This is a genomic window from Microcoleus sp. BROC3 (genome assembly GCF_036702515.1).
GTDB lineage: Bacteria > Cyanobacteriota > Cyanobacteriia > Cyanobacteriales > Microcoleaceae > Microcoleus.
Window position 1 is genome coordinate 40,106 of sequence record NZ_JAUBTQ010000037.1, and the last position, 22,883, is coordinate 62,988.

At 48.7% G+C, this 22,883-nt stretch carries 22 protein-coding genes; 7 read left to right on the forward strand and 15 right to left on the reverse strand.

Going from position 1 to position 22,883, the window contains the following annotated elements; genetic code table 11:
* Nucleotides 1-2: 2 nt before the first annotated feature.
* Nucleotides 3-872 (reverse strand): STAS domain-containing protein, encoded by an 870-nt coding sequence (locus QUB30_RS22255; protein WP_333337563.1) that lies wholly within the window; start codon nt 870-872, stop codon nt 3-5.
* A gap of 117 nt (nt 873-989) precedes the next feature.
* Nucleotides 990-1,484: a D-glycero-beta-D-manno-heptose 1-phosphate adenylyltransferase gene (rfaE2, locus tag QUB30_RS22260; RefSeq protein ID WP_333337565.1), complete on the reverse strand. Its 495-nt coding sequence runs from the start codon at nt 1,482-1,484 to the stop codon at nt 990-992.
* Between the two features lie 496 nt (nt 1,485-1,980).
* Between rfaE2 and QUB30_RS22265 the strand changes: the two genes are divergently transcribed.
* The 3 genes from QUB30_RS22265 (at nt 1,981) to QUB30_RS22275 (ending at nt 4,117) form a co-directional block, all read left to right on the forward strand.
* The gene (locus QUB30_RS22265) at nt 1,981-2,211 is read left to right on the forward strand and encodes a hypothetical protein (RefSeq protein ID WP_333337568.1); all 231 of its coding nucleotides are present in this window, start codon (nt 1,981-1,983) and stop codon (nt 2,209-2,211) included.
* A gap of 67 nt (nt 2,212-2,278) precedes the next feature.
* Nucleotides 2,279-3,109, forward strand: a complete 831-nt coding sequence (gene hpsJ-B / locus QUB30_RS22270; protein WP_333337571.1) for a hormogonium polysaccharide biosynthesis protein HpsJ — start codon at nt 2,279-2,281, stop codon at nt 3,107-3,109.
* A 90-nt stretch (nt 3,110-3,199) separates the two neighbouring features.
* Entirely contained in the window at nt 3,200-4,117 is a 918-nt protein-coding gene (locus tag QUB30_RS22275) for a glycosyltransferase family 2 protein (protein WP_333337575.1), read from the forward strand.
* Nucleotides 4,118-4,510: 393 nt separating this feature from the next.
* Here QUB30_RS22275 and glgB read toward each other — a convergent pair whose 3' ends face one another.
* The 4 genes from glgB to QUB30_RS22295 form a co-directional block, all read right to left on the reverse strand.
* Nucleotides 4,511-6,805, reverse strand: coding sequence for a 1,4-alpha-glucan branching enzyme (gene glgB, locus QUB30_RS22280; protein WP_333337577.1), 2,295 nt, complete (start codon nt 6,803-6,805; stop codon nt 4,511-4,513).
* A 357-nt stretch (nt 6,806-7,162) separates the two neighbouring features.
* The gene (locus QUB30_RS22285; RefSeq protein WP_333337581.1) at nt 7,163-7,504 is read right to left on the reverse strand and encodes a hypothetical protein; all 342 of its coding nucleotides are present in this window, start codon (nt 7,502-7,504) and stop codon (nt 7,163-7,165) included.
* 236 nt (nt 7,505-7,740) lie between these two features.
* Nucleotides 7,741-8,022: a glutathione S-transferase N-terminal domain-containing protein gene (locus tag QUB30_RS22290; protein ID WP_333337584.1), complete on the reverse strand. Its 282-nt coding sequence runs from the start codon at nt 8,020-8,022 to the stop codon at nt 7,741-7,743.
* Nucleotides 8,023-8,138: 116 nt separating this feature from the next.
* On the reverse strand, nt 8,139-8,360 hold the full coding sequence (locus tag QUB30_RS22295; protein WP_333337587.1) for a serine protease: 222 nt from the start codon (nt 8,358-8,360) through the stop codon (nt 8,139-8,141).
* Between the two features lie 338 nt (nt 8,361-8,698).
* On the opposite strand from QUB30_RS22295, the gene QUB30_RS22300 reads away from it, so the two are divergent.
* The 3 genes from QUB30_RS22300 (at nt 8,699) to QUB30_RS22310 (ending at nt 11,869) form a co-directional block, all read left to right on the forward strand.
* Complete coding sequence (locus QUB30_RS22300) at nt 8,699-9,277, forward strand: hypothetical protein (RefSeq protein WP_333337592.1); 579 nt, start codon at nt 8,699-8,701, stop codon at nt 9,275-9,277.
* A gap of 210 nt (nt 9,278-9,487) precedes the next feature.
* Nucleotides 9,488-11,413: a penicillin-binding protein 2 gene (locus QUB30_RS22305; RefSeq protein WP_333337595.1), complete on the forward strand. Its 1,926-nt coding sequence runs from the start codon at nt 9,488-9,490 to the stop codon at nt 11,411-11,413.
* A gap of 249 nt (nt 11,414-11,662) precedes the next feature.
* Nucleotides 11,663-11,869 (forward strand): hypothetical protein, encoded by a 207-nt coding sequence (locus tag QUB30_RS22310; protein WP_333337598.1) that lies wholly within the window; start codon nt 11,663-11,665, stop codon nt 11,867-11,869.
* 120 nt (nt 11,870-11,989) lie between these two features.
* Here the strand turns inward: QUB30_RS22310 and QUB30_RS22315 are convergent, their stop codons facing one another.
* From QUB30_RS22315 to QUB30_RS22325, 3 genes are all read right to left on the reverse strand, one after another.
* The gene (locus QUB30_RS22315) at nt 11,990-12,751 is read right to left on the reverse strand and encodes a transposase (protein WP_333337601.1); all 762 of its coding nucleotides are present in this window, start codon (nt 12,749-12,751) and stop codon (nt 11,990-11,992) included.
* A gap of 39 nt (nt 12,752-12,790) precedes the next feature.
* Nucleotides 12,791-12,970 (reverse strand): hypothetical protein, encoded by a 180-nt coding sequence (locus QUB30_RS22320; protein WP_333337604.1) that lies wholly within the window; start codon nt 12,968-12,970, stop codon nt 12,791-12,793.
* A 181-nt stretch (nt 12,971-13,151) separates the two neighbouring features.
* Nucleotides 13,152-13,769 (reverse strand): type II secretion system protein, encoded by a 618-nt coding sequence (locus QUB30_RS22325; RefSeq protein ID WP_333337607.1) that lies wholly within the window; start codon nt 13,767-13,769, stop codon nt 13,152-13,154.
* A gap of 210 nt (nt 13,770-13,979) precedes the next feature.
* Here QUB30_RS22325 and QUB30_RS22330 point away from each other — a divergent pair, with 210 nt between their 5' ends.
* Nucleotides 13,980-14,123, forward strand: coding sequence for a hypothetical protein (locus QUB30_RS22330; protein WP_333337610.1), 144 nt, complete (start codon nt 13,980-13,982; stop codon nt 14,121-14,123).
* Between the two features lie 156 nt (nt 14,124-14,279).
* Here QUB30_RS22330 and QUB30_RS22335 read toward each other — a convergent pair whose 3' ends face one another.
* The 6 genes from QUB30_RS22335 to QUB30_RS22360 form a co-directional block, all read right to left on the reverse strand.
* Entirely contained in the window at nt 14,280-14,918 is a 639-nt protein-coding gene (locus tag QUB30_RS22335; RefSeq protein ID WP_333337612.1) for a Uma2 family endonuclease, read from the reverse strand.
* A gap of 114 nt (nt 14,919-15,032) precedes the next feature.
* Nucleotides 15,033-15,662: a prepilin-type N-terminal cleavage/methylation domain-containing protein gene (locus QUB30_RS22340; protein WP_333337614.1), complete on the reverse strand. Its 630-nt coding sequence runs from the start codon at nt 15,660-15,662 to the stop codon at nt 15,033-15,035.
* A gap of 59 nt (nt 15,663-15,721) precedes the next feature.
* On the reverse strand, nt 15,722-16,765 hold the full coding sequence (hpsC, locus tag QUB30_RS22345) for a hormogonium polysaccharide secretion pseudopilin HpsC (RefSeq protein ID WP_333337617.1): 1,044 nt from the start codon (nt 16,763-16,765) through the stop codon (nt 15,722-15,724).
* A 67-nt stretch (nt 16,766-16,832) separates the two neighbouring features.
* Nucleotides 16,833-17,423, reverse strand: coding sequence for a hormogonium polysaccharide secretion pseudopilin HpsB (hpsB, locus tag QUB30_RS22350; protein WP_333337620.1), 591 nt, complete (start codon nt 17,421-17,423; stop codon nt 16,833-16,835).
* A gap of 40 nt (nt 17,424-17,463) precedes the next feature.
* Nucleotides 17,464-22,560, reverse strand: a complete 5,097-nt coding sequence (gene hpsA, locus QUB30_RS22355) for a hormogonium polysaccharide biosynthesis protein HpsA (protein ID WP_333337623.1) — start codon at nt 22,558-22,560, stop codon at nt 17,464-17,466.
* Nucleotides 22,553-22,774: a hypothetical protein gene (locus QUB30_RS22360; protein ID WP_333337626.1), complete on the reverse strand. Its 222-nt coding sequence runs from the start codon at nt 22,772-22,774 to the stop codon at nt 22,553-22,555. The genes hpsA and QUB30_RS22360 overlap by 8 nt, the downstream gene beginning before the upstream one ends.
* Nucleotides 22,775-22,883 lie beyond the last annotated feature (109 nt).

Consider the following 22,883-nt stretch of genomic DNA (forward strand, 5'->3'; position numbering starts at 1 on the left):
TTTTATTTTTCCTCTTGAATATTTCTTATAGTTAAACCTTGGCGCTGCAAAGCGACTTTAAAAGCATCTGCTAAAGTCGCTTTTGTCAGAATATCTTGCAAGTCAACTCCCAAGTGAACGATGGTTTGAGCTATTTGCGGGCGAATGCCGCTGATGATGCACTCAGTACCCATTAAACGGGCGGCGGCGACTGTTTTTAATAAATGTTGAGCAACTAAAGTGTCAACAGTCGGCACACCTGTAATATCTAAAATCGCAAATTCTGAGCCGGTTTCCATGATTTCCTGCAACAGAGTTTCCATGACTATTTGAGTGCGGGCGCTGTCGAGAGTCCCGATCATGGGCAAAGCGAGAATGCCTTGCCAAAGTTTGACTACGGGTGTTGACAATTCGAGCATTTCTTGCTGCTGGCGTTCGATAACTTCTTCGCGAGCTTTGAGAAAGATTTCTGTCACCCAAAGGCCTAGCTGGTCTAATAAACTGGTGGAAAGCCAAAGTTGTTCGACAAGTGCGTCGCGGTTTTGTGTAAGTTCGCGACAAAGCCGATCGAACAATGGCTTTTTGAAGCATAAAATGAAACTCGCTATCTCTGAGGGAGTAAAGCCTCTTTGAACGCGCGACCGCGAAACTTCGGCTAGCAGCACCCGCATATTTTCCCATTCGGGTGTCTGGATGTCGCTAAAGTTACCGTGCCCGACTGCAATGTGGAGCAATTGCAGGAACTCTTGACACTCGGATCGCAATTCTTTGGCTCTCATCAAGTCGTCCCGCCGCAGCCCGGTATTTTGCAGTTCTTTGAGCCAATCTGCTAGTAGCTCTGCTTTGTGTCTTTCTAGGATTTCCGCGATCGTGTTATTGCTTGTGAGTTCCATTGAAATTATCTCCTGCGTAACAATTGGGATGAAGTTGTACGAGCGATCGCACTAAGAGTATTTTTTGATGGGGCAACTTCTGAGTTTAGCTCACTGTTTGCTGTTTCCGATCGGGGGTTAAACGCCTAACTGCAAAATGCGTTTGACGATCGCGCTGGTAGAACTGGGAACTTCTATTTCGATCAAGGAAATTTTGCCACCTCCGGCGATAACAGCCGGTGCTTCCGGCAGAGTTTCGAGTTGATAGTCGCCTCCTTTAACGTATATATCTGGCTTCAGGATATTTATCAGTTTAGTTGCTGTAATCTCGGAAAAAATTACTACGGCGTCTACTGGTTTGAGGGCTGCTAACACTTCGGCTCGCTGGTTTTCCGGTACGATCGGGCGGGGCGGCAATCCCGGCTGCTGCGGTTTGATAGCTTGCACGCTGGCGTCGCTATTCAAGCCCACCAGCAGCGATCGCCCCAACTTTTTTGCGGCGTGCAAATAGCGGACGTGGCCGCAGTGCAGGATATCGAAGCAGCCGTTAGTAAACACGATCGGACGCCAGTTGTCCGGATCGGACGCGATCGATCTTTCAAGTTCTCTCAACGTGTAAACACCAGAAACCATTGCACTCACCACCAGCAAATTTGAACAGCGATGAATTATCCTACCAAAAAATGTGATAGAAGAACATCTTTGCCATCGAACAATCAATCACTCAAGCTGCCAATAATTAGTCCTTGGCAATTAGTAACTGGTAATTAGTAAGTGCTCACTCTTAAGCAAGAAGGAATAAGCAAGAATGCTATAGCGGCGAAGCCGATCGGGTCAACAGAAGGAAAAAGTAAAAAACAGCTACTGGTGTATCTGTGACTTCCCTGTGGTGCTGTTTGTAATTGGAGCTTAAAAAGCTTGGGAAACAATTATTTATTCCAGCCCTCTGTTATATCAATTACTATAAGACAGGGGATTTAGTTCCACAGGCTCGGGCCGACGATCGGGTGGTGGAAGCCCTAGGGGGTGAAACCCAACAAAGCCCGATCTTCATGTGTCTATGATCTCTGACACCGCCGCGAGCGAAAGCTAGTTAAAAGCACCGAACCCAAGCGTGCAGAACTCATCTATGCCCTGCACTCGTCAGACTCTAGAAAAAGCCAGCAGTGGCTTGCTGCCCTTTCTGTGCGCTATCTTGACCAAGCTTTACAGCCACCCCAGAAGCGCGCCGCCTTCTGTGCCAAACTCTCCATACCTGTGCAGAAACTCGACCCTTTGGGGTCGCAACCGCACCCCAGAAAACCCAGGGGAAAGTCGAGGTGAGTACCCGAACGAGCTATTTTGGTGGAAAATAACTTAACTCGTTCAACAAAATCCAGTCAACTACCCCTTTGAATCTAACGGTGTAGAATTATCTAACACGAATTATGAAAGCAACTAATAGCCGTCAATTTTCTTCAGTAGCTGCTCGAACTCTAAAAGTAGTCGGGATTATCTTGATTCTCTCTGCTTTGCTTGACTGCATTGTTCTGTCGCTGCCGGGAGAAACCTCCGACATTCTCAATCGAGGCTGGCAGCTTGCGGCAGCAACTCAGATAGTTGACCGAGGCATTATTCCTTTGATGGGTATAGCCATGCTAATGACGGGCTTTTGGGTGGACAGCAGCAGTGGAGTCTCTATTGAGAGGCGCAATGTTTGGCTGGACTTGCGATTCTGGGCGCTGTTGATTTCCAGCTTGTTAGGGCTAATTTACCTGTTGCTGGTTCCGGTTCACCTCAACAATACTCGTTTGGAACTCAAGGATGCTCTCACTCAAGTGGATAAAGAAGCGGGACAAGCGGAAGGTCAACTAGAGGCGCAAATTAAAAGCGATCAGTTTAAAGCTCAGGTAGAACAGCTCAAAAGCCAGCGCCGCACTCAGATAGCCGCCCTGCTGCAAGACGACGGGAAGCTGCAACAAGCACTCAAGAGTCCAGATGTTCCCAAGGAATTGAAAGCTGTGCTTCAGGAGTCGAAAAATGACCCGAAAGCACTCGACAAATTCCTCGAACAGCAAGCCCAAGAACTGCCAAATCAAGCTCGCAACGAGATTCGCACCCGCAAGCAACAAAAAGAGAAAGAGTTAAGAACTCGATCGAGAAATTCGAGTTTGCAGACAGGAATCAGCAGTTTGCTGTTAGCCATTGGCTACATTACTGTTGGTTGGACTGGATTGAGAACTATGGGAATTCTGCGGTTCGGCCGCCGCAAAATGTGATCGGCGCTGGCAGGGATCGCGCAAGTGGAGACATCCCTGAGAAATAAATACTTGATTTGCCTGATAGTTTGCCCTTACTGAAAGCTGGGAATGTTCTCAATTTATATTCTGACTTACAACGAAGAGATTGATATCGCCGCTTGCATTGAATCGGCACTGCTTTGTGACGATATCATTGTAGTTGATTCTTTCAGCAGCGATCGCACCCTTGAGATTGTTCACAACTATGCCGTGCAAACAGTGCAGCACCGCTTTGAAACTCACGGACGCCAGCGGACTTGGATGCTCCAAGAAGTCCCGTGCAAGTACGAATGGGTTTACATCCTCGAAGCTGACGAGCGGATGACGCCTGCACTGTTTGCTGAATGCTTAAAGGCGATCGAAAGTCAAGAGTATATCGGCTATTACGTAGCTGAAAAAGTAATATTTATGGAGCGCTGGATTCGCCGCAGCACTCAATATCCCCGCTATCAAATGCGCCTGTTTCGCAAAGACCAAGTATGGTTTACTGACTACGGTCACACTGAACGGGAAGTCTGCAACGGCCCTACTCACTTTTTGAAGGAAACCTACCCTCACTATACTTGCAGCAAAGGTCTTTCCCGCTGGATTGAAAAGCACAACCGCTACTCGACTGACGAGGCGGCTGAAACTCTCCGCCAATTAGAAGCAGGTCAAGTAAATTGGTGGGATTTATTGTTTGGCGCATCGGAGGTGGAAAGGCGTCGCGCTTTGAAAGATTTTTCTTTGCGCTTGCCTTTGCGGCCTGTCGTGCGCTTTTTCTATATGTATATTTTACTCGGCGGATTTCTTGACGGCCAAGCGGGATTGGCTTGGTGCACGCTGCAAGCTTTTTATGAATATCTAATTTTGCTGAAAGTTTGGGAAATGAAGCATATGCCCCTGCCAAATTTAGACGCAGTGGAGGAACCGTCTATTTCGGAAGTAGTAACAGTTGAACCGTCTAAAGTTTCTTATAATCTTGGCGCTTCCGATACTCGGAATTAAAAATTGGGAATTAAAAATTGGGAATTAATACCATTTAAAAAAGAACATAGCAACCGCGCTGACTGTGAGGACGTTCTTATACAAATTATGAAAAGTAGCGATACAGATAGATGGTAGGCGAGCATTTGTAATGACCCGGCACGGAGCGGTTTCCCTACGGTGCGCTTTGACTTTTAATAATTGGTATAAAAAGATTGAGAATTGCAGCAAAACTTTTGTAAGTTGGCATGAATTACTGAAACATGAGCGCTCGATTGCTTCTTCCTTCTTCCGACACAACAACAAAACAGAAAAAAACCCAGTTTCTTCGAGAAACCGGGTTTCGGAATACCCTCAAAATTTTACGTTTAATACAGTTTTGATTCTTAACTCAAAACTATCAGCACTCACAACTTAAAACTCTTGAGATTTTGCTGTTGTTTTTGCCCGATCGAGCTTTAGAATCAATACTCCCAAAGGTGGCAAACACAAGTCGATCGAATAAGCACTGTTGTGGAACCACCACTCATCAGTCCACTTGCCCCCCAAATTCCCCATATTGCTGCCGCCGTACTCCCGCGCGTCGCTGTTAAACAACTCCGTATAGAAACCCGGTTCCGGCACTCCTACGCGATAGTGAGAGTGCGGCTGGGGCGTAAAATTGCACACCGTCACCACAAACTCGTCGCCATCCTTCTCTCGGCGCACAAATGCCACGACGCTGTGCCGGTTGTCGCTGCAATCAATCCACTCAAACCCATCCTCAGCAAAATCTTGACTGTAAAGTGCCGTTTCGCTGCGGTACAGATTGTTCAAATCCTTAAAAAATAGCTTTAACTTTTGGTGCGGCTCGAATTGCAGCAACTGCCACTGCAAATCCCCCCAAACGTTCCACTCGTGCCACTGGCCGAACTCCATCCCCATAAAGATCGTTTTCTTTCCGGGATGAGCAAACATAAAAGTAAACAAACACCGCACGTTTGCAAACTTTTGCCATTCGTCTCCTGGCATTTTCCCGATGATGTGAGCCTTGCCGTGGACTACCTCATCGTGGGACAAAGCCAGCATGAAATTCTCGCTGTGGTTGTACCACATACTGAAAGTTATGTTGTTCTGGTGGAACTGGCGGAACCACGGGTCCATGTGGTAATAGTCGAGCATATCGTGCATCCAACCCATGTTCCATTTCAGGTTGAAGCCCAAACCTCCTACATAGGTCGGCCAAGATACCATCGGCCAAGAGGTAGATTCTTCGGCGATCGACAGCGCACCTGGGAAATAGCTAAAAATGACGTGATTCGCCTGACGCAGAAAATCCGCCGCCTCGATATTTTCCCGGCCCCCGTACTGGTTGGTCAGCCATTCTCCGGGTTCGCGGCAGTAATCCAAATAAAGCATCGAGGCCACCGCATCTACGCGAATCCCGTCGATGTGGTACTTGTCAAACCAGAACAGAGCGTTTGATACTAGGAAATTCCGCACTTCGTTGCGCCCGTAGTTAAATACTAGGGTTCCCCACTCTTTGTGCTCGCCCTTGCGGGGGTCGGCGTGTTCGTACAAGTGAGTTCCGTCAAAGAAAGCCAAACCGTGGCCGTCTTTGGGGAAATGTCCCGGTACCCAGTCCACAAGTACCCCAATGCCGTTGGCGTGGCACTGGTCAACAAAATACATGAAATCTTCAGGTTTGCCGTAGCGGGAAGTTGGGGCGAAATAGCCGGTGACTTGATAGCCCCAAGAACCGTCGAAAGGATGTTCGGCGATGGGCAGCATTTCGATATGAGTGAATCCCAAATCTTTGACGTAGGGTATCAGCCGATCGGCCAATTCCCGGTAAGTCAGAAAGCGCGCCCCGGGATTCAGTTCCGAAACTTGCACGGCGGGTTCTATTTCCCCATTTGGTAGCACGGCGGGTTCGTCAGTAGCCGCGTGCAGCCAAGAACCGATGTGGCATTCGTAAACTGAAACCGGCTGCGTCAGTTGGTCTGTGTGCCGCCGCTTTTCTATCCAAGCGCTGTCGTTCCAAGTGTAGGTATTTAAGTCGGTGACAATTGATGCTGTTTTCGGCCGCACTTCTTGCTGGAAACCGTAAGGATCGGACTTTTCGTAGGGATGTCCGTCTTGGTTTTTCACTTCGTATTTGTAGGAAGTTCCCACTTCGAGTCCCGGAATAAATAATTCCCATATCCCGTTTTGGGATTTCCGCATTTGATGTTTGCGGCCGTCCCAATAGTTGAAATCGCCTAAAACAGAGACGTTGCGGGCATTTGGGGCCCAAACGGCAAAATATACTCCTGTGATGCCGTCTACTTCGGTGAGGTGCGCCCCCAATTTTTCATAAATCCGGTGGTGGTTGCCTTCTGAGAATAAGTGAATGTCAAATTCTGTGAGTTTGGGCGATCGAAAGGCGTAGGGGTCGTAGATAAAGCGATCGTGTTCCCCTTCTTTGACCCGCAGTTGATAGTTTGCTAGTTCTGGGGTTTCGATCGTACATTCAAAAAAGTGAGGGTGATGCTCTGATTTCATCGGGTATTCGGCCCTCGCCTCCGGCAGAACTACCGATACCGCATCCGCATTCGGCAGATAAGCTCGGACGGCCCAGACTTTTTTGCCATTATCTTCGATCGCGTGGGGGCCTAGCACTTCAAAAGGATCGTGGTGCTGATTCCACACAATCCGGTCAATCTGTTCAAAGGGGACGGTCGCGGGCATAAAACTACCTACCTGAATCTTTTAACTAAATGGCTTTCAAAACCTAGAGCGGCGCTGCACTTTACATTTCGATACATTTTTTATCGCTAATCGTACCACTGATTAGTATTAATTTTCCTGCTGTCTGGGCGGCAGCGCGCGCCCTTGCCCAGACAGCAGGCAATAAGATTGCCTTGCCGGCGGCCGAACTGCGGTTTTACTACTAACGGCTAACATCTAGGTATTGAAATCTTAAAACAAATTGAAAATTTTATATTTACCCCCAAATATCCTTGACTTTTTCTAAACTGTGTGATATGCGATAGTTTTTCCAACTCTCAGGACGCTCCGCACTATTGACGGTCAGAAACCGGGTTTTTACACCGTTCTCCCTCGCAAACAATTGGTCGGATTTTCGCGAAAAAACTGGGTTTTTGCGTCCAGGACTAACTCTGATGGATTTGCCAGCGCAGGGAGGATCGAGGAGAGTGAGTTTTGGGAGTCGCTAATCATTATATAGCTGGAATTTTCAGGCTTTGACGATCGCCCTACGGTTGCGGTTTCAAATCCCGGAGGCAGAGTTTCCCTGCAATGTCGGTGCATTTGAGCCACGCGATCGAACAGCCAAGGATACTCAATTCGGTATTGAGGAATCAAAGCTAAAAGACTCAGCAGCGCCGCTGCTGCAATATCTTGCACGATCGAGGAATCCCGTATCACACAAGCACCATCCTGCCAGCGAAGGTGCAACAGGCCTAAAGGATCGCTCAGGCGCAACGGGAGGGAGTTTTGCCGAGGCCCGGTTAATGCCGAAGTGTCGGCGCGCCAATTGAATCACTAACTGGCTCAAAACAGACGGGTAGATTTGCTTGCCCGCACTGGCGCAAAACTCGCAGTCAACCAATCGAGTAGCCGCGCCCATGCTTTCATCGAGCCAGTCTTCGATCGTCCAAGCCTCAGCTTGCTTTCCTCTCGTCTGCGGGCAACAGCCGTGGGGAAAGAAAGCGAGACTCGATCGAGTGCAAAAAAATTTGCGTCGAGTCAGCCATCGCCCGAGGTTGACCTTCGATTTGAGTCTGCTGCACTGGCACTGTCCTCAAACCCCCCGTCAGAGGCTTGAAAATCAAAACGTGCAGGCGGGCAGTCAAATTTTCAAATTGAAAAGGAATACCCTTGTAACCCAGCGCTAAGAAGACTTGGCGACAGTAAGGGAACCTACTGAACTTTAGTAAAAGCATCAGACAGCTAACACCCAACTTGAAGCCTAGACCTACGAGATTGAAAAATGCGAGGAGCGAACCATTTTTCACCCCCAGGCTAGGCTCGTTGGGCAAAGACTCCGGGATAACCCTAGTTAGGGAGACTTTTTCGGAGAAGGGGAAGCAGTTCCAGGAGAAGGAGACTTCTCAGCCCCAGGAGAGGTCTTTGGAGATGGAGAAGAAGCAGGAGGAGGAGTAGTAGTGCTGGCAGGACCGCCCGGAGAGGGGCTGGTGGGGCTGGTGGTTTCACCGCCGCAAGCGCCGAGGGCTGCTGCCAAGCTCAGTACCAAAGTCAAACGAATTAATCCCTTGTTCATAAACACTCCTTAACATTAAAAACCCATCGCCAGGAAGGGAATAGTGTACTTGAGAAACAATGCTGGCACGAATAGAGCAACGATTCGCTCGTTGATTACAATACTGCATTTATTAATAAATTTCACATAGATTCTGGCGAACCTGCAAAGATTTCCTTTTTTTTTGCCAATCCTGAAGTCAAAGAGACGAGTGGTAGGATGGGTTGGTTGGTTTGTGAGGTATCTTTGGTAAAGACAACCGATCGAACCCAGATTGCCACAATTGGCGATCGGCAACTGAAAAAACTCTTAATCTCAATCAAGCTAAAGCTGCCCCACTTTACGTATTGGTGAACTCTATGACCGCTGCTATCAGATCCCCGGATTCTCGCCGCTCTCGATCGACCCGCAAGCCCGCTTCAGCCCCAGCCAACAGCAAAGTGACTTCGATTGCCCGAGCTAGGCGGGCGAAGACAGGGCCGGTCTTGCCCAACTACTCGCCCGCCGACGCCCAGGCGATTGCTCGGCCGTCCCCATCGGTGGTGAAAGTCCTGCCCGATCGCCAGCAGCAGCCAATGTGGTTGCTATCGCTCCTGCGGGTGCAGCGCGCCTCCTCAGCGGCAGCCGTTCTGCTTTTGGGTGGTGCTCTGACTCTCTACGGCTTGACTGTTTACAGCGAGCAGCGCTGGAGCCAAGAGTATCAAAAGCTGGAAACTCTGCGCCGGGGGGAACAGCAGTTGAGTGCTGCTAGCGAAGTCTTGAAACACCAACTTGCTAAAGAAGCCCAAAATCCCGAAACGGGTTTGACCCCGCAGAAGCCTGCAGACACGATTTTCTTGTCGCCTGCCCCTCCAAGTCGATCGCCCGTTACTGCGGCACCGAACTCAGAACCGGCTCTCAAGAATCGAGCGGGTGTGGAAACACCGCTGGGCTATTGAGGCAATCTCAACGCGGAGATGGCCCGAGGGGGAGAGTGTCCGAGGGCCGCAGAGCCGGAGTACCCGAGACTTTGACCGTGTAGCTTCGGATTCATGTCCTCAGGCTTCTTCTTTGACTTTTGTGCAAGGCGCGATCGATTTCCTTCTGCCAAGCGGAATTTAAAAGTTAAAAATAAGTAACTTGCTGTTTAATTTTTAATTTTTAATTTTATGAGCTACGACCCCCGTTTTGACCGCTACAGATCGCCGAACTTCCAACGCCCAAAACCGTCGGGCGATTCCCTACGGGATAGCTTCGCCGCGCGTACTTTGTGGGAAAAACAAGCTAAACCAAGAGTTTCCGGCACAAACGACCGATCGCCACAACAGACCGCTCCACCTTGGGGGCGGCCGGTGGAGCGTTTAAAACGCAGCAAGTTCCGCTTGTGGGTCGTGTGGGCGGTGTTGATGCTGGGGGGGCTGGGGCTGGCTGTGAATTTGTTTTATTTGCAGGTGACGCGAGCTCCAGCGCTGCGCAAACAGGCCGAGCAGCAGCAAACTCTCAAAACGAAGCCGTTTGTGCCGAGACGCCCGATAGTTGACCGCGCAGGGAATGTTTTGGCGATCGACAGACAGGTGTACACGCTCTACGCTCACCCGAAGTTGTTCAACCACTCGAAGGCGGAAATTGCCGCTAAATTGGCTCCGATGCTGCCGATCGAACTGAGTCCGGGAACTACGTCGGAAACTGAACTGCTGCGCAGGTTTAATCTTGGTGAAACGGGTATCACGATTGCTGAGTCTCTGGCTCAAGAGATTGCCGATCGCGTCGCCCAGATACAAATTAAAGATAGTCCGGTGGATGGCCTGGAGTTGGTTCGGCAGCAGCAGCGTTTTTACCCGCAGCAGGAGTTGGCGGCGGATATCCTCGGTTATGTGGACGGGGAACGGAAGGGACAAGCTGGAGTGGAATACAGCCAGCAGAATTTGCTGGAACGATCGATGCCGTCGATTCAATTTAGCAGGTCGAGCGATGGGAATTGGGTTCCCGATCGGCTGACGGCGGGATTTGTGCAGCTTGATGATTTGAAATTGCAACTGACGATCGACAGTCGCTTGCAGCGGGTGGCCCGAATTGCTCTCAAGGAAAAAATGAAGCAACAGGAAGCGAAACGGGGCACGGTGATTGTGATGGATGCCCGTAACGGTGAATTGCTGTCAGTTGTAGCGGAACCTTCTTACGACCCGAATCAATATTTTAATTTCGATTTGTCGCGGTATAAAAATTGGGCGGTAACTGATGTTTACGAGCCTGGTTCGACTTTTAAAGCGATTAATGTGGCGATCGCTCTGGAAGCGGGTGCGGTGAAACCTAACACTGTGTTTAATGATGAAGGTCGGATTTACATGGATGTCTGGACTATCCAAAATTCCGATTACAAATCTGCCGGCGCGCGGGGTCCTTCCACTGTTACAGAGATTTTGAAACATTCTAGCAATGTGGGAATGGTGCACGTAATGAGAAGTATGAAAGCTTCTCTTTACTATCAAGCTTTAGAAAAACTCGGACTCGGACAAACTGCGGGAACTGATTTGCCTTTTGAAGTAACCAGCCAGCTTAAAAATCGAGAGCAATTTATTAACTCTCCGGTGGAAGTTGCTACTACCGCTTTTGGTCAGGGTTTTTCGATTACTCCGATGCAGTTGGTGCAGCTTAACGGAGCTTTGGCCAACGGCGGCAAGTTGGTGACTCCTCATGTTGTGCGGGGACTTTTTGATAGGGAAGGTCAAGCTTATTGGAAACTTCCGAGGGCTGTTCCGAAGCAGGTTTTTTCGCCGGAAACTACTAAGAAAGTTTTAGACATGATGGAAACTGTGGTTGATGGTGGTACGGGGAAAGCTGCACAAATTCCTGGGTATCGGATTGCTGGGAAAACGGGGACGGCTCAAAAAGCTAATGGTGGTGGCGGTTATTCTAAGAACGCGATTATTACTAGCTTTGTGGGGATAATGCCTGTGGAGGCTCCTCGGTATGTGGTTTTGGCGGTGATTGATGAACCGAAGGGCGGTACGGGGGGAAGTGTGGCCGCGCCGATTGTGGAGTCGGTGATGGAGGCGCTGATTTCTATTGAGAAGATTGCCCCGAGTAAGAAGTAGCAACAGTCGGATTGGACGATGGAATTGCTCTTTTCGATCGCGCGATCGGATGTAACCATGAGTGTCAGACGGAGGAGACGGCACTGCCGTCTCCCTACCCCAAAATCATCGTAGCTTGCGGGGCCCAACGCCATCGCCCAATTCGATGTCATCATTGCCCGATTTGTAGGGAAACGGCACTGCCGTCTCCTAATTTGGGGTAACGGGCAAAATCAACCCGAACAGACGTTAACCATCGATAACGAGGCGATGGAGGACACGGCAATCCAGTTTCCCTACCCCAAAATCATCGATCGCGCGATCGGATCTAACCATCGCCCGATTTGTAGCAACGGAGGAGACGGCAGTGCCGTTTCCCTAGGCCAAAATCATCGATCGATCGCCCAATTCGATGTCATCATCGCCCGATTTGTAGGGAAACTGCACTGCCGTCTCCTAATTTGGGGTAACGGGTAAAATCAACCCGAACAGACGTTAACCATCGACAACGAGGCGATGGAGGATACGGCAATGCCCTGTCCTGATTCATGCTGTGTCATGATTTCGCCGGTTTCCCTACAAACCATATTTTTATATTTAAAAACGCAAATCTAGCAAAATAGGGTGATTTTTCTGATGTTCTAATTTCTGAGGATTGTCGCCCCAACGCTGAGGATTGTTGATGATGTATTGCCTTTTGCAATTCAAAGTTTTTTCATCGCGGATAATTGATTCGTGAAAACCATCTTGCCAGACAGGAACTTCTGTTGTTTCGCAGAACTTATGAATGAATCTCGTAACAGCACTTTTATACGAACGGATCGCGGTAGGAATAGAACCGCGAACGGGTTGACCAAATTGTTCCGGGGTAGGGACACGCCTTTGTTGTGCCGTTAGCGGGGTATTGTCAACGATCGCCAAAAGTCCATGTACGTGATCGGGCATAATCACAAAGGTATCTAATTGAAAGCGGGAAAAATGATTGGGAATGTCTAACCAACAAATGTGGGCAAGATAACCTAAAAAATTTAATCGCATTTGACCGTCAATCACTTCGCCGAATATACATTGTCGTCCCTCGGTGCAAATGGTAATATAATAAACCCCCGGTTGAGTATAATCGTATCCTTTAATACGAACAGAGCGGCGGTGGTGTTTTTGGGGGTCGTAAGGCATGGTATGAAAATAAAATAGTAGGAATATAAAAAGTAGGGAAACGGCACTGCCGTATCCTAATTTCGGGTAAAAGGTAAAATCAACCCTTTGAGGATTTAACCATCGCCCGATTTGTAGGGAAACGGCACTGCCGTATCCTGATTTCGGGTAATGGGTAAAATCAACCGGATTAGATGTAAGCATCGACAACGAGGCGATTGAGGAAACGGCAGTGCCGTGTCCCTACCCCAAAATCATCGATCGCCCTGGCTCGAATGTAACTATCGGTGTCAGAGGGAGGAAACGGCAGTGCCGTGTCCCTACCCCAAAATCATCGATCGCCCTGGCTCGGATGTAACTATCGCCCGATTTGTAGGGAAACGGCACTGCCGTTTCCTGATTTCGGGTAATGGGTAAAATCAACCCTTTGAGGATTTAACCATCGCCCGATTTGTAGGGAAACGGCACTGCCGTATCCTAATTTCGGGTAACGGGCAAAATCAACCCGAACAGACGTTAACCATCGATAACGAGGCGATGGAGGACACGGCAGATGGAGGAAACGGCAATGCCGTTTCCCTACCCCAAAATCATCGATCGCCTGTCAGTAACAATATCTTTTGTCTTGAGCTTTTGATTGTCTGTGGGAGATGCGTTTATGTCCTAGGAGAGTGGAGATGATGATGCAGCGTTGGCTGTTTTTTAAATTGGGATGAGATAGTGTGAGGGTTCCTTTGGCTCTGATACTCGTTAGCGTGCAATCGTGGTCGCTTCGAGATACGGGGCAACCTCTGTGGTTGAACATGACGCGCCAGATAGTTCCCTTTTCTTTTTGCTGGTTGCTTTCATTTACTTGTAGGAGTGTTGTTTCAGGTTTATCTATTTGAATTTGCGGTTCTAGATTTTTCCACTGACTGGCTGGTACTTGGCCAGGGGGAATGTCGGCTTGGTGAACTGCTATTTGTACATTTTCTCCTACTTCTTTGAAGCTGGTTTGCCATGAAATTTTGTCGCGTTTGGCGTTGCTGTGGGCAAGTTCCATTGCCGAATAAGCTCGATCGAGCGATACCTTTAAACGCTGGTTGTTGATGAACATCAGCCAAGAGGGGGCGACGATCGCACTAAATATCCCTACGATTAAAATAATTATCAATGTCTCAATCATTGTAAAACCTGCAGCAGGTGTAGTGGCTCTGCCTTTGAGCGTTTTATTTATTGACACGTAGATGCACTCCCTGATATTTAAATGGCAAAAAAATAGCTAGGAGGAGCTATTTTTTCTTGGGTATATTTTAACTGTTGGGTTTGGTAACTGTGCAGATCGGTATTTACTGAAAATATATGGGAATTTAAAAAAGCTGCGGTTAACGACACATCAGGGCTGTTTCCCTACAGATACGGCCTGCAATGTATATTTTGTGAGGACACGGCAGTGAGGACACGGCAGTGCCGTTTCCCTACAGCAAATTTGTCGATCGCCCGATCGCATCAATTGCCCGATCGCATAATTCGCCCGATCGGATCAATTGCCCGATCGCATAATTCGCCCGATCGGATCAATTGCCCGATCGGATAAATTGCCCGATCGGATAAATTGCCCGATCGGATAAATTGCCCGATCGCATCAATTGCCCGATCGCATCAATTGCCCGATCGTATCAATTGCCCGATCGCGTAAATCGCCCGTATTGATTCGATCGCCCGGTGTGGATGAAAGTCGATCGCCTAATCGCTAATTTTGGGTTCTCACCCAAGATCGAAAGGCTTTCATGGCGACGTTTCTGCCGGCTGTTTTGCTTTGTTCTAAATATTGGGGGATGAGTTCGGTGATGGGGAAGTTGGGAAACTGGAGACTGCGATCGGACTGTATGTATTTTCCATCTTGCAATACGCTGATTTGCAGGTTGCGACCGTTGTAGCGCCACAATTCGGGTACTCCTAATGCTTCGTAGTTGTTGAACTGAGTGCGGGAGGTGAGGTCGATTTCTATGGCTAAATCGGGAGGTGGGTCTGTTTCTAAATCGATGCCGTTTTTGCCTCTGACTGCGGCTTCGTTTTGGATGTAAAAACAGGTATCTGGTTCTACTCCTTGAGCGATGTTTTGATTTTTGAATGTGGTGGAGCCCAGAGACCAAAATTCAATACTAAGTTCTTCGAGTAGTGCTTCGACTAAGTTACCAATCAGGACTTTACCAATTTCGTGTTCCATTAGCGGAACCATGATTTCTAATGTTCCTTTGCTGTATGAAAGTCGGGATGCGCGACTTTCTCCCAATTCTGTTAGTAGGGTTTCAAACATCGGCCAGGTTATGTCTTTGAGTAATAGTTGATTTCCTGGCTGGATGATTATTTGTTTTAGTTCGAGCTGCATATTTTGACTATTTTAATAGGATTTGAAATATCAAATAATTTAAGTTAATATTTTTTAGCAATTCATGAATTATGCGGAATTGCTGTTAGAGATTAAAACTAAATTTATTGAAAACTAGGATGGTGGTGGGCAATCATTTCCTTCAGCAGTTCTCATTCCTCCTATGAGAGTTTCCACAATTACGCACTGCTTAGCAGCGGTGTTAGGTAGAGAATCGGGTGGATAAATTGTCACTGTAAAACCGTCAGTTAGTTGTCGTGGCGTTCTGCTCTGTATTGATGGGTTTGTGATCCAGCCTTGGTAATTAAAAGTAATTGATTTGATTGTGGAAACTCCATTAGCTTGAGCAAAAAGTTTGACCTGTCCGGGCTTTATTTCACCTCCTGCATCCAAATTTTGTGGAGTATTAGTATTGATCGTAAATGTTGGCTTCACTGGCGGATTAGCATTAGGATCGTAATTGAATGTCACTCTGACATCGCTCTTAGTTCGCTTGGCTTCGCTTTGTGCAGTTCGCAAGGTTTGCAAAACGCGATCGTTCACAGTGCGAACTCTTTGTCTGTTGATGAATGCCAGCCAACTCGGGGCGGCGATCGAACTTAATATACCTACGATCAACGCTATCACCAGCACTTCGAGAAGGGTGAAGCCTTTATCGCCGTTTCTGGAGCGAGTATTTTTGTAATTGGGGTTTGCTTTTGTTGCAGAAATCTGCAAAACTTTTAATAATATTGGGGTTTTCATTTTACTCTCCTGTTTTTATTCGCTGCTGGCGCGATTCGGAAATCAGTTTTAGACATCAGTTATTTTCCTACCGCACCGAGACCTTGTACTTGCACGCTTGCTGTTGGGAAAAATGCCGATTTGTTGGGGTTGTAAGCAGTATCATTGGGTTGAAGGCGGCGCAGGCTATTTCCTCTGAGCGTAACTCTGGCTATGTTTTTAGATGTATCAACACAAGCGTAAAAGCTATGAGCCGAGCTGCTGGATGTGTCTGTTATTAGTAAATCGCTGGCATTGAATGTTGCTGGTGCTGGTGGAGGTGTTACGCCAAGAAGAGTTTGACACTGAGCTCCGGTAGGTGCTTGGGATGGTGGGTCAATGGGGTTGTGGTCGATGTAATTAACTAATACTTCAGCACTCTTAAAAACGGTTCCCGTCGTCACATTGACTGTGGGCTTACTAATGTCGAAATTTTCGTTAAAAGCTGGATCTTTCCTTTGACCAATTTCTGTTTCAGCGTCAGTGTAGTAAGCTAAAGTTGACGGGTCTTTTACTCCATCTCTAATTTCATAGCGGGCAATGCGGGTAGGACAACTGACTCCTAAAGGCTGACACCAAGTAACGTCGTTGTCTTTAAACTGGTAGTACGCAACTAAGGAAAGTACGTAGGCGTCGTTGCAATCCGCAGCAGTGCAGGTGTTGGGTTTTGCAGTAACAGTCTGGTTAATAGGAACAGATTTTTCAATTTGTTGCCGCTTCCAGAACACGAGGATCGGAATTCTATTAGGATTTCCATTGTCGGGAAGTTGATTTCTGATAGCAGGATTAGCCGCAGTTCCTACATTAATAGCCTTATTATCGTAAATATAAATAGCTTGACTCAAATCTTGGGCGATGAAATCAACGGCGGCCTGAATGTCTTGCTCGGTGTTTGACTTGACTTGTTCCCTCCTGTCGGTATTCAGCATATCGACTACAAAACCGAGCATCGGCGTAATGATTAAAAACGCCATAATTGCTCCGACTAATAGCTCGACCAGAGTCATGCCCTTGTCTGTTTGAGCTGGCCCGGAGCGGTTTTGCTGGTGCTGACTTTTGAGAAGCAACCTGAGTAAAGTTTTCATTTTGACTGTTTCCTTTGTCAAATGGAGGGAGCAATTTTAAATTTAATCGAAGTTCCTGCGATCCTTATTAACAGCCACCGGTTCGAGCACAGAGCGATCGATAAGCGGAACTACCTCCTTGTGTAGTAGGGGGAATTTCCGTTTTCATTACCACCAAAGGCGCTTTAGGGTCGCCAAGAGCCGAATTAGCTACGGATTGCTGTGTAGTTTTCATCGTACCCGTAGAAGAAAAAGCATCGCCCCGGTAAACCCGTACAGTCAAGGAGTAACCTGTTGTAGTTGGATCTGCGGGGGGGGGAGTAGTGAGATTTTGCAAAACTCCTTGAACCAACAAGACTTTGTTACTGCCAGGGTCACAACCAGCACCCAAATCTATACACAAAGTGTTTGCACTTGTTGGAGTATCGGTATTAGATGGAAACCTGGTATCTGGATATTTGATCGCCCCCGTCCTCAGAGCGTCGATGTAAGCCCTCGCCGCCTGCGTGGCGAGTTCCATCCGCCGCGCTTGTACGCGAGTTGCTACTGAGTAAGCCATCACAGGGGCGATCGCAATCATCAGCACCGAAACTACAATCATCGCTACCAATGACTCGATAATCGTGTAGCCACCATCTTGTGACTGAGATAAATTTTGCTGTTGTTGTCGCTTAGTCATAAATAGGACTCCAGTAATTGCGCGGCAGAAAGTTAGAGGGTTAAGCGGGGCAGTTTGAGCGACTAGAAGTGGCGTTCTGGTTGTTTGCAGCCAACTTAGAACACATCAAAGTTTCCACCCAATCGTCATCGCGACCTACTTCCCGGAAATACTCGTCTGGATTCGGCCTTGAGGGAGGAGTCGTGAACTTTTGGGTAAACAAGTCAGGTGGCTGAGATAGCAGGCCAACGTCAAAACCCCAGTTCCGAGTGGGAGGGGCAAAGAAGGGAATGCGACCTCCGTCTGAACCGACGCTAGCGTTAGCAGTTCTGTATAAAGGATCTGGAGAACCGCCACTATAATCGACAAAACTTGAGGCAGGTGCAGGTGGTGTCGGAGCTGAGCTCGGTGGCTGGTCGAACAGACTCCGCAACGCCGTATTTTCATCTGTCTGTTGCGGAGATAGCGGATCTAGAATCGGAATATAGGGCGCGGTGCTGTAGGCACTGCGGTTGAACTGGATAAAAGCACCCTGGATGTTGGTGGTAGCTGCGCCGAATCCCCAGTTTTCCAAGAACTGAGGCAAGTTTTGCAGACCACCGTTAAAGTCACCGACGGCCGGGCCAAGTGTTCGTGAAGGAGTGTCATTCGCTCCTAAAATCAGATTGAATGTTGTCTGCGGGGCTTGAGCCTGCAGCATCCATCCCGTGGTTGTCACGATCTCTGCCGATCTGGGTAAAGTATTAGAGCGAGTCGCTGCTCCCACATTTTGAATTTGCAAGACGGGCATCAGCAGCGGCTGCGAACCCAAATTTGGCGCGCCTGATGATGCGGCTAAAACTGGCAGCTCTGCACCGGTGCTGTCGCTGCGGCTGGGGTTGAAGACATAAGGTAAGTCGTCTGAACCGTAGCTTACGGTAGTAGCGCCCGGTGTTGGCGTCGTTGCAAACCACAGAGAATTAGCTTTTGTCTCGCCTGGGCCTGCTACAACTTTTCCCCCAGTAATTCCTAAAGGCACTGGAGCGTTGGGGGTGTCCAATTCCGGAGGAGTCGTCGTTCTTGAAAAAGCAACGCGACGGGGGAAGCGCTGCAATTCTGGCGCTGGAGGAATAGCAGTTGTTCCCGCTGGATAAGCAGCGGGTGTTACGTCCTCGTCAACAGTGGCCTTACCTGCTGGTGCTGCTGCTGGATTGACGTACCAGTCGCCATCTTCACACGCAGACACTGGCAGTTTTGTACAAACTTCCATTACAAACTCTGGGAACTCCCCGCGTCGCTGCACGGGAGTGACGAAGTTGTTGAAGTAAGAACTTCTAAGAGCGTCAGTATTGGCGTAGTTGGTGTCTACAAGTTCTGTCGGGTTAGCAGGTATGTCGCCAGTAGCAGAGAATGCCCCGCTGGAGAGCCCGTTTGTCACAAAGTTGTTGGTATAAAATCCTTGTTGTTTGCGAGGAAATACAGCAGTAGCACCCGCATTATTTCTGAGGTCGAAATCTCCTTCGTTGCGGAAGCCAAAACGGTAATTATTTGAAAGCAGGGTGACTGCATCTGCTAGTACGTTTGCGGGACGCCAATTGTCGCCGATTGTACAATTACCATTGAGTCTGGGGTCGTTTGGGCGACAAGCAAAGTTTTTATTGAGGTCTGCGGCTGCGCGATCGTAGAACGTACCAAAATCAAAAGGCTCGCTAACATCACCGCCAAACTCTCTTTGAGTGTGAAGGTTGAAATCTCCTTGAATATAAACTGGCAAATTAGATGCCAAAGTCAGCCCTTTTTCCCTAACGACGTTTGCCACAGTGGGAGGGAGGCTGGGATCTCTGGCTAGCTGCGAACCGTTAACAAGCAGAATTCCGTTAGGCTTGCGAGTGGGGTCTAGTAGGGAGTCCGTAGGGCTAACTGTTGCGCTCCTGCCTTCATCTATGCCTGCTGCACCGCGTATGCGGGCGCTTCGATCTGGCAGCGCGTCATCTCGGCTGGCATATATAATCCCGCTGTAGGGTAGTAAAGGCTCTGCCGCAATTGAGTTTTTCCTCAATACATCGAGGTCTATCTGAGTGGCACGAATTTCTAAGGGTTCCCGTTCTTCTAAGGGCAGGTTGTAATTGCCTGTTAATTGTGCTGGTTGTGCTGTTCCAATAGTTGTGAGGGGACTGCTGAGCGTAAAGGCTTCGTTAACGTTCGGGGTAGTCCAATCATCACGATCGATCGCCTTGATTTCTCTGGCATTCAAAAAGGCTACTTCTTTGATAGCTCCGTGAGGAATAATAGCACTAACTGGTGTGATCGGATCGGCTAAAATTTTTAAGGCGCACATTGTGGAGTCGATCGCTGCTTTGTCACCCAGAGTGCGATCTCCCGGTTCTTTCAGCAGTGCTTTTCTCAAGGGTTCGTTGGCAAACCTACCGTCAGGAAAAACGTAATTGGCTTGTTTCTGTAAATCATTTGGGGCGTTGCCACCTAATAAGCCGTCTGCACCCGGAGCGGGTGTTTGTGCGTCTTGTGTCCGATCGACCTCCGGTGGGCTATACACCACCCCGTTGTTAGAACCAACTTGATCTCCGGGAACCCCTAATGCGGTGTCGCCACTTACATCAGTTAAAGCAGGAAGTGTAGATAAATTTCTGGCTGTCGAAGCAGTGCTGGGGTCGTAATAGCTGCTGACGCAGGCGATCGGCCGAACATTATCGAGATTTATTGGTTGTACCGATGGATCGTAGCCGCCTGTTGCGTAGTGATAAACGGCTGTCGCCCGCATCCGTAAATCGCCCTTTGCATACTGAGGAGTCGTGGGGTCGATAGTAGGAACCGCAGCAGCAGGCAGTCCCGTTGGCGGTGTCCCTCCTGGCGGGATAGGCGCTACAGGGGCTGTTGCTGGCAGAGGAACCCAATTTGCAGCATTATAAGCCCCACCAGCACTATTGTTATACACCTGAGACCCCAGCCCCAGCGGGGACATCGGCATTGTATCTGGCCACACAACAGGGTACTTCTCAGTATCGGTTGTTGTTGGGTCGTCGTAAGCATCAGTTGCGCCATTTCCCAACGTCGTACCATTTCCATCTAAGGGATTGATCCAAGTGGGGGGTGGCAGAAAAGAATTGGTGCGCTCGTAAACCCCTGCACTGGTGATTACCCGAAGACCGCCAACCCCATCCAGAGGATTTTTAGGTGTTTCGGCTGCTGCTCCTTCCCAGAAACCGCTGCGCTCTGTGGCTCCTACGTCTGCCAGCTTTGTCACTTGGGGCGAGTGGGTGCGATCTGGTGCGGCAGTGGCTGCGGAATTCCACTTGCTGCCTGTGATTGTTTCTGGTGTACTAATAAATTTAGTGCCGTCCCATCTGAGGGCTGGTAGGTTGTTGCCCGCGACCACGCGATCGCCCAGAAATGTTTCTTCCGCTGGCGGTGCGCCATCTGCTTCTGGTATTGTTGTTTCTAGCTGATTTGCTCTGAGTTCGATACCCGTTGTTGTAGCATCCGGGAGCATCCATGAGTTGTCTGCCGGTCGCAGAGTGTCTTGGGCTCCTGTAATGGGGGACGTGTTTGGTGGCGCTGGATTCCAAGGAAGACCGTAGTTGCCCGTTGGGTTCTGTGTAGCTCCTACTCCTACAGGTCCTACTTCTGCAAATGGAACCTTGCGGAGCATCTGTTTAAAATATTCTCGCAGTGCTTGTTCCCGGGTTTGGGTAGCCGGTTTCCGCTGGACAGAAAATGGGTCGCTAGGCTGGGGTTCAGGTTCGGGTAAGCCGGTGTCGGTTAAGGGTTCTCCCATCTGTGCTGCCACTAGCAAAGAGAGGCGAGCGGCATAGGCTTCGTTGTTGTAAAGTACCTGCAAGCTGTTATTGTCGGCGGATTCTGCCTCAGTCGTGTTGTCAATAAATTGGGCTGCATCCAGCATCTCTTGGTTTCTATTTGCTGGGAACTTTTTGAAAAGATGCACGTCCACTGCATTCCTCTGTACGGTGCTGCCCGCCCAGCCATTAACTACATTTCCTCCAACAACAATTTTGCTGTTTTCTTGTTCGTAGAAACAAGAATCTTGGCTACTGACTTGATAGAGTTTTATGCTATTTGCCTCATTTAAGCCTGTCACCAACAAATTACTATTTGTGAATATCCGACCGTTTAGATTCAACGGAGGCCCGGGCGATATATCCAAGTCGTCTTCATATACAACCGCATTATTAGCGAGGGGAATGCGACTTTGGTCTTGCTGGTATTCGAGAGCGGATATGCTGGTAGTTCCTGTAAATTCTTTATAAGTTTTTGTGTTTTCCTTCGGGGTAAGACTAGGACGATCTAGCTCTTTAAATGGTACGTTTACTGTATAGACAAAGAAACTTTTTTTAAGTTTGCCGTCTATCTTGTACCAGCCAGAGTCGCCTACCAAACTAGCGACAGTACCTCCACCCTGCACGCAGTCAGGATTGAGGCCCTTCACCGACATCGGTGGCGTTCTAGCCTCCAAAGGCTTTCTCGCCCTTGTGAAGTCGCCTACGTTGTTCCCTGAATTACTGCGACTCGGAGTGCGGAAAAATATTCCGTATAGGGTAAAAGTATCAAATTCACCATCATTATTAGTATCGACCGGATATCTCCAAGCAGTGTTTATCGCTTCATTTTCTAGAAATGCCGGTGCCGGGCCAATAGGAGGGTTTGTAGGATTGGTCGCATCGGCAGTGCCACTGTTATCGAGGTCTGCTTTGACTATCAGCCGTTCTTCGTCCCCAAAGCTATAAAGATCGGGAGTTCCTTCTGTAGCGAGCGCGTTGGCTATTCTCGCGTACAATTCTGCATCGGATGGAGTAGCTGTCGGTCTTTGCGGGTCTTCCCGCAGCATAAACTGAATTTTCGCTTTTGCCCGATCGAGCGCGGGAGTTGCGGCCGCCAGCACCTGCTGGTTCACGCGCACGTTGCGAGCAGTATTCGCCCGATCGAAGGATCGCAGCGTAATCGCCACAGTCAGCAAGATCACTACCAGCAACACCATCGTCACCGTCGGCAACACAAACCCCGCCACCGGCAGATTTGCTCTGCGGCCCATAGCCATGAGCGATCGTAGCATTGCTCTCATCAGCCGCTTCGCCCCCGATCGAGTCACACCGAGAACCCGCCGCAGCAGCAATACGATAACTTTGGATAATTTGCTCTTAAACATTGACGCCTTCCTGAATAATTTCAGAGATGGTATTGCAGGTAGTTACTGCTTGACAGTACAATCCCATCTTTTTATTGTTCCCATTTTTCGCAACTTGCATATCAGCCTCTTGCACAAATTTATATCTGTACTTTGGCTGAAAAATAAAACCCACAAACCCGCCACCAACCTCACCGCCGATAATATATTTTTCAGCGAAAGATTTGCAGGGCAAAGATTAGTGCTCGGGAACTCCACTCTAGTCTAGTTCGATCGAGATGTCAGTGCCCAGCGGCAAAGTCATGGAAAGTGCTGTTTTTGTGCCGTGGGAGCCTCCCCAGCCC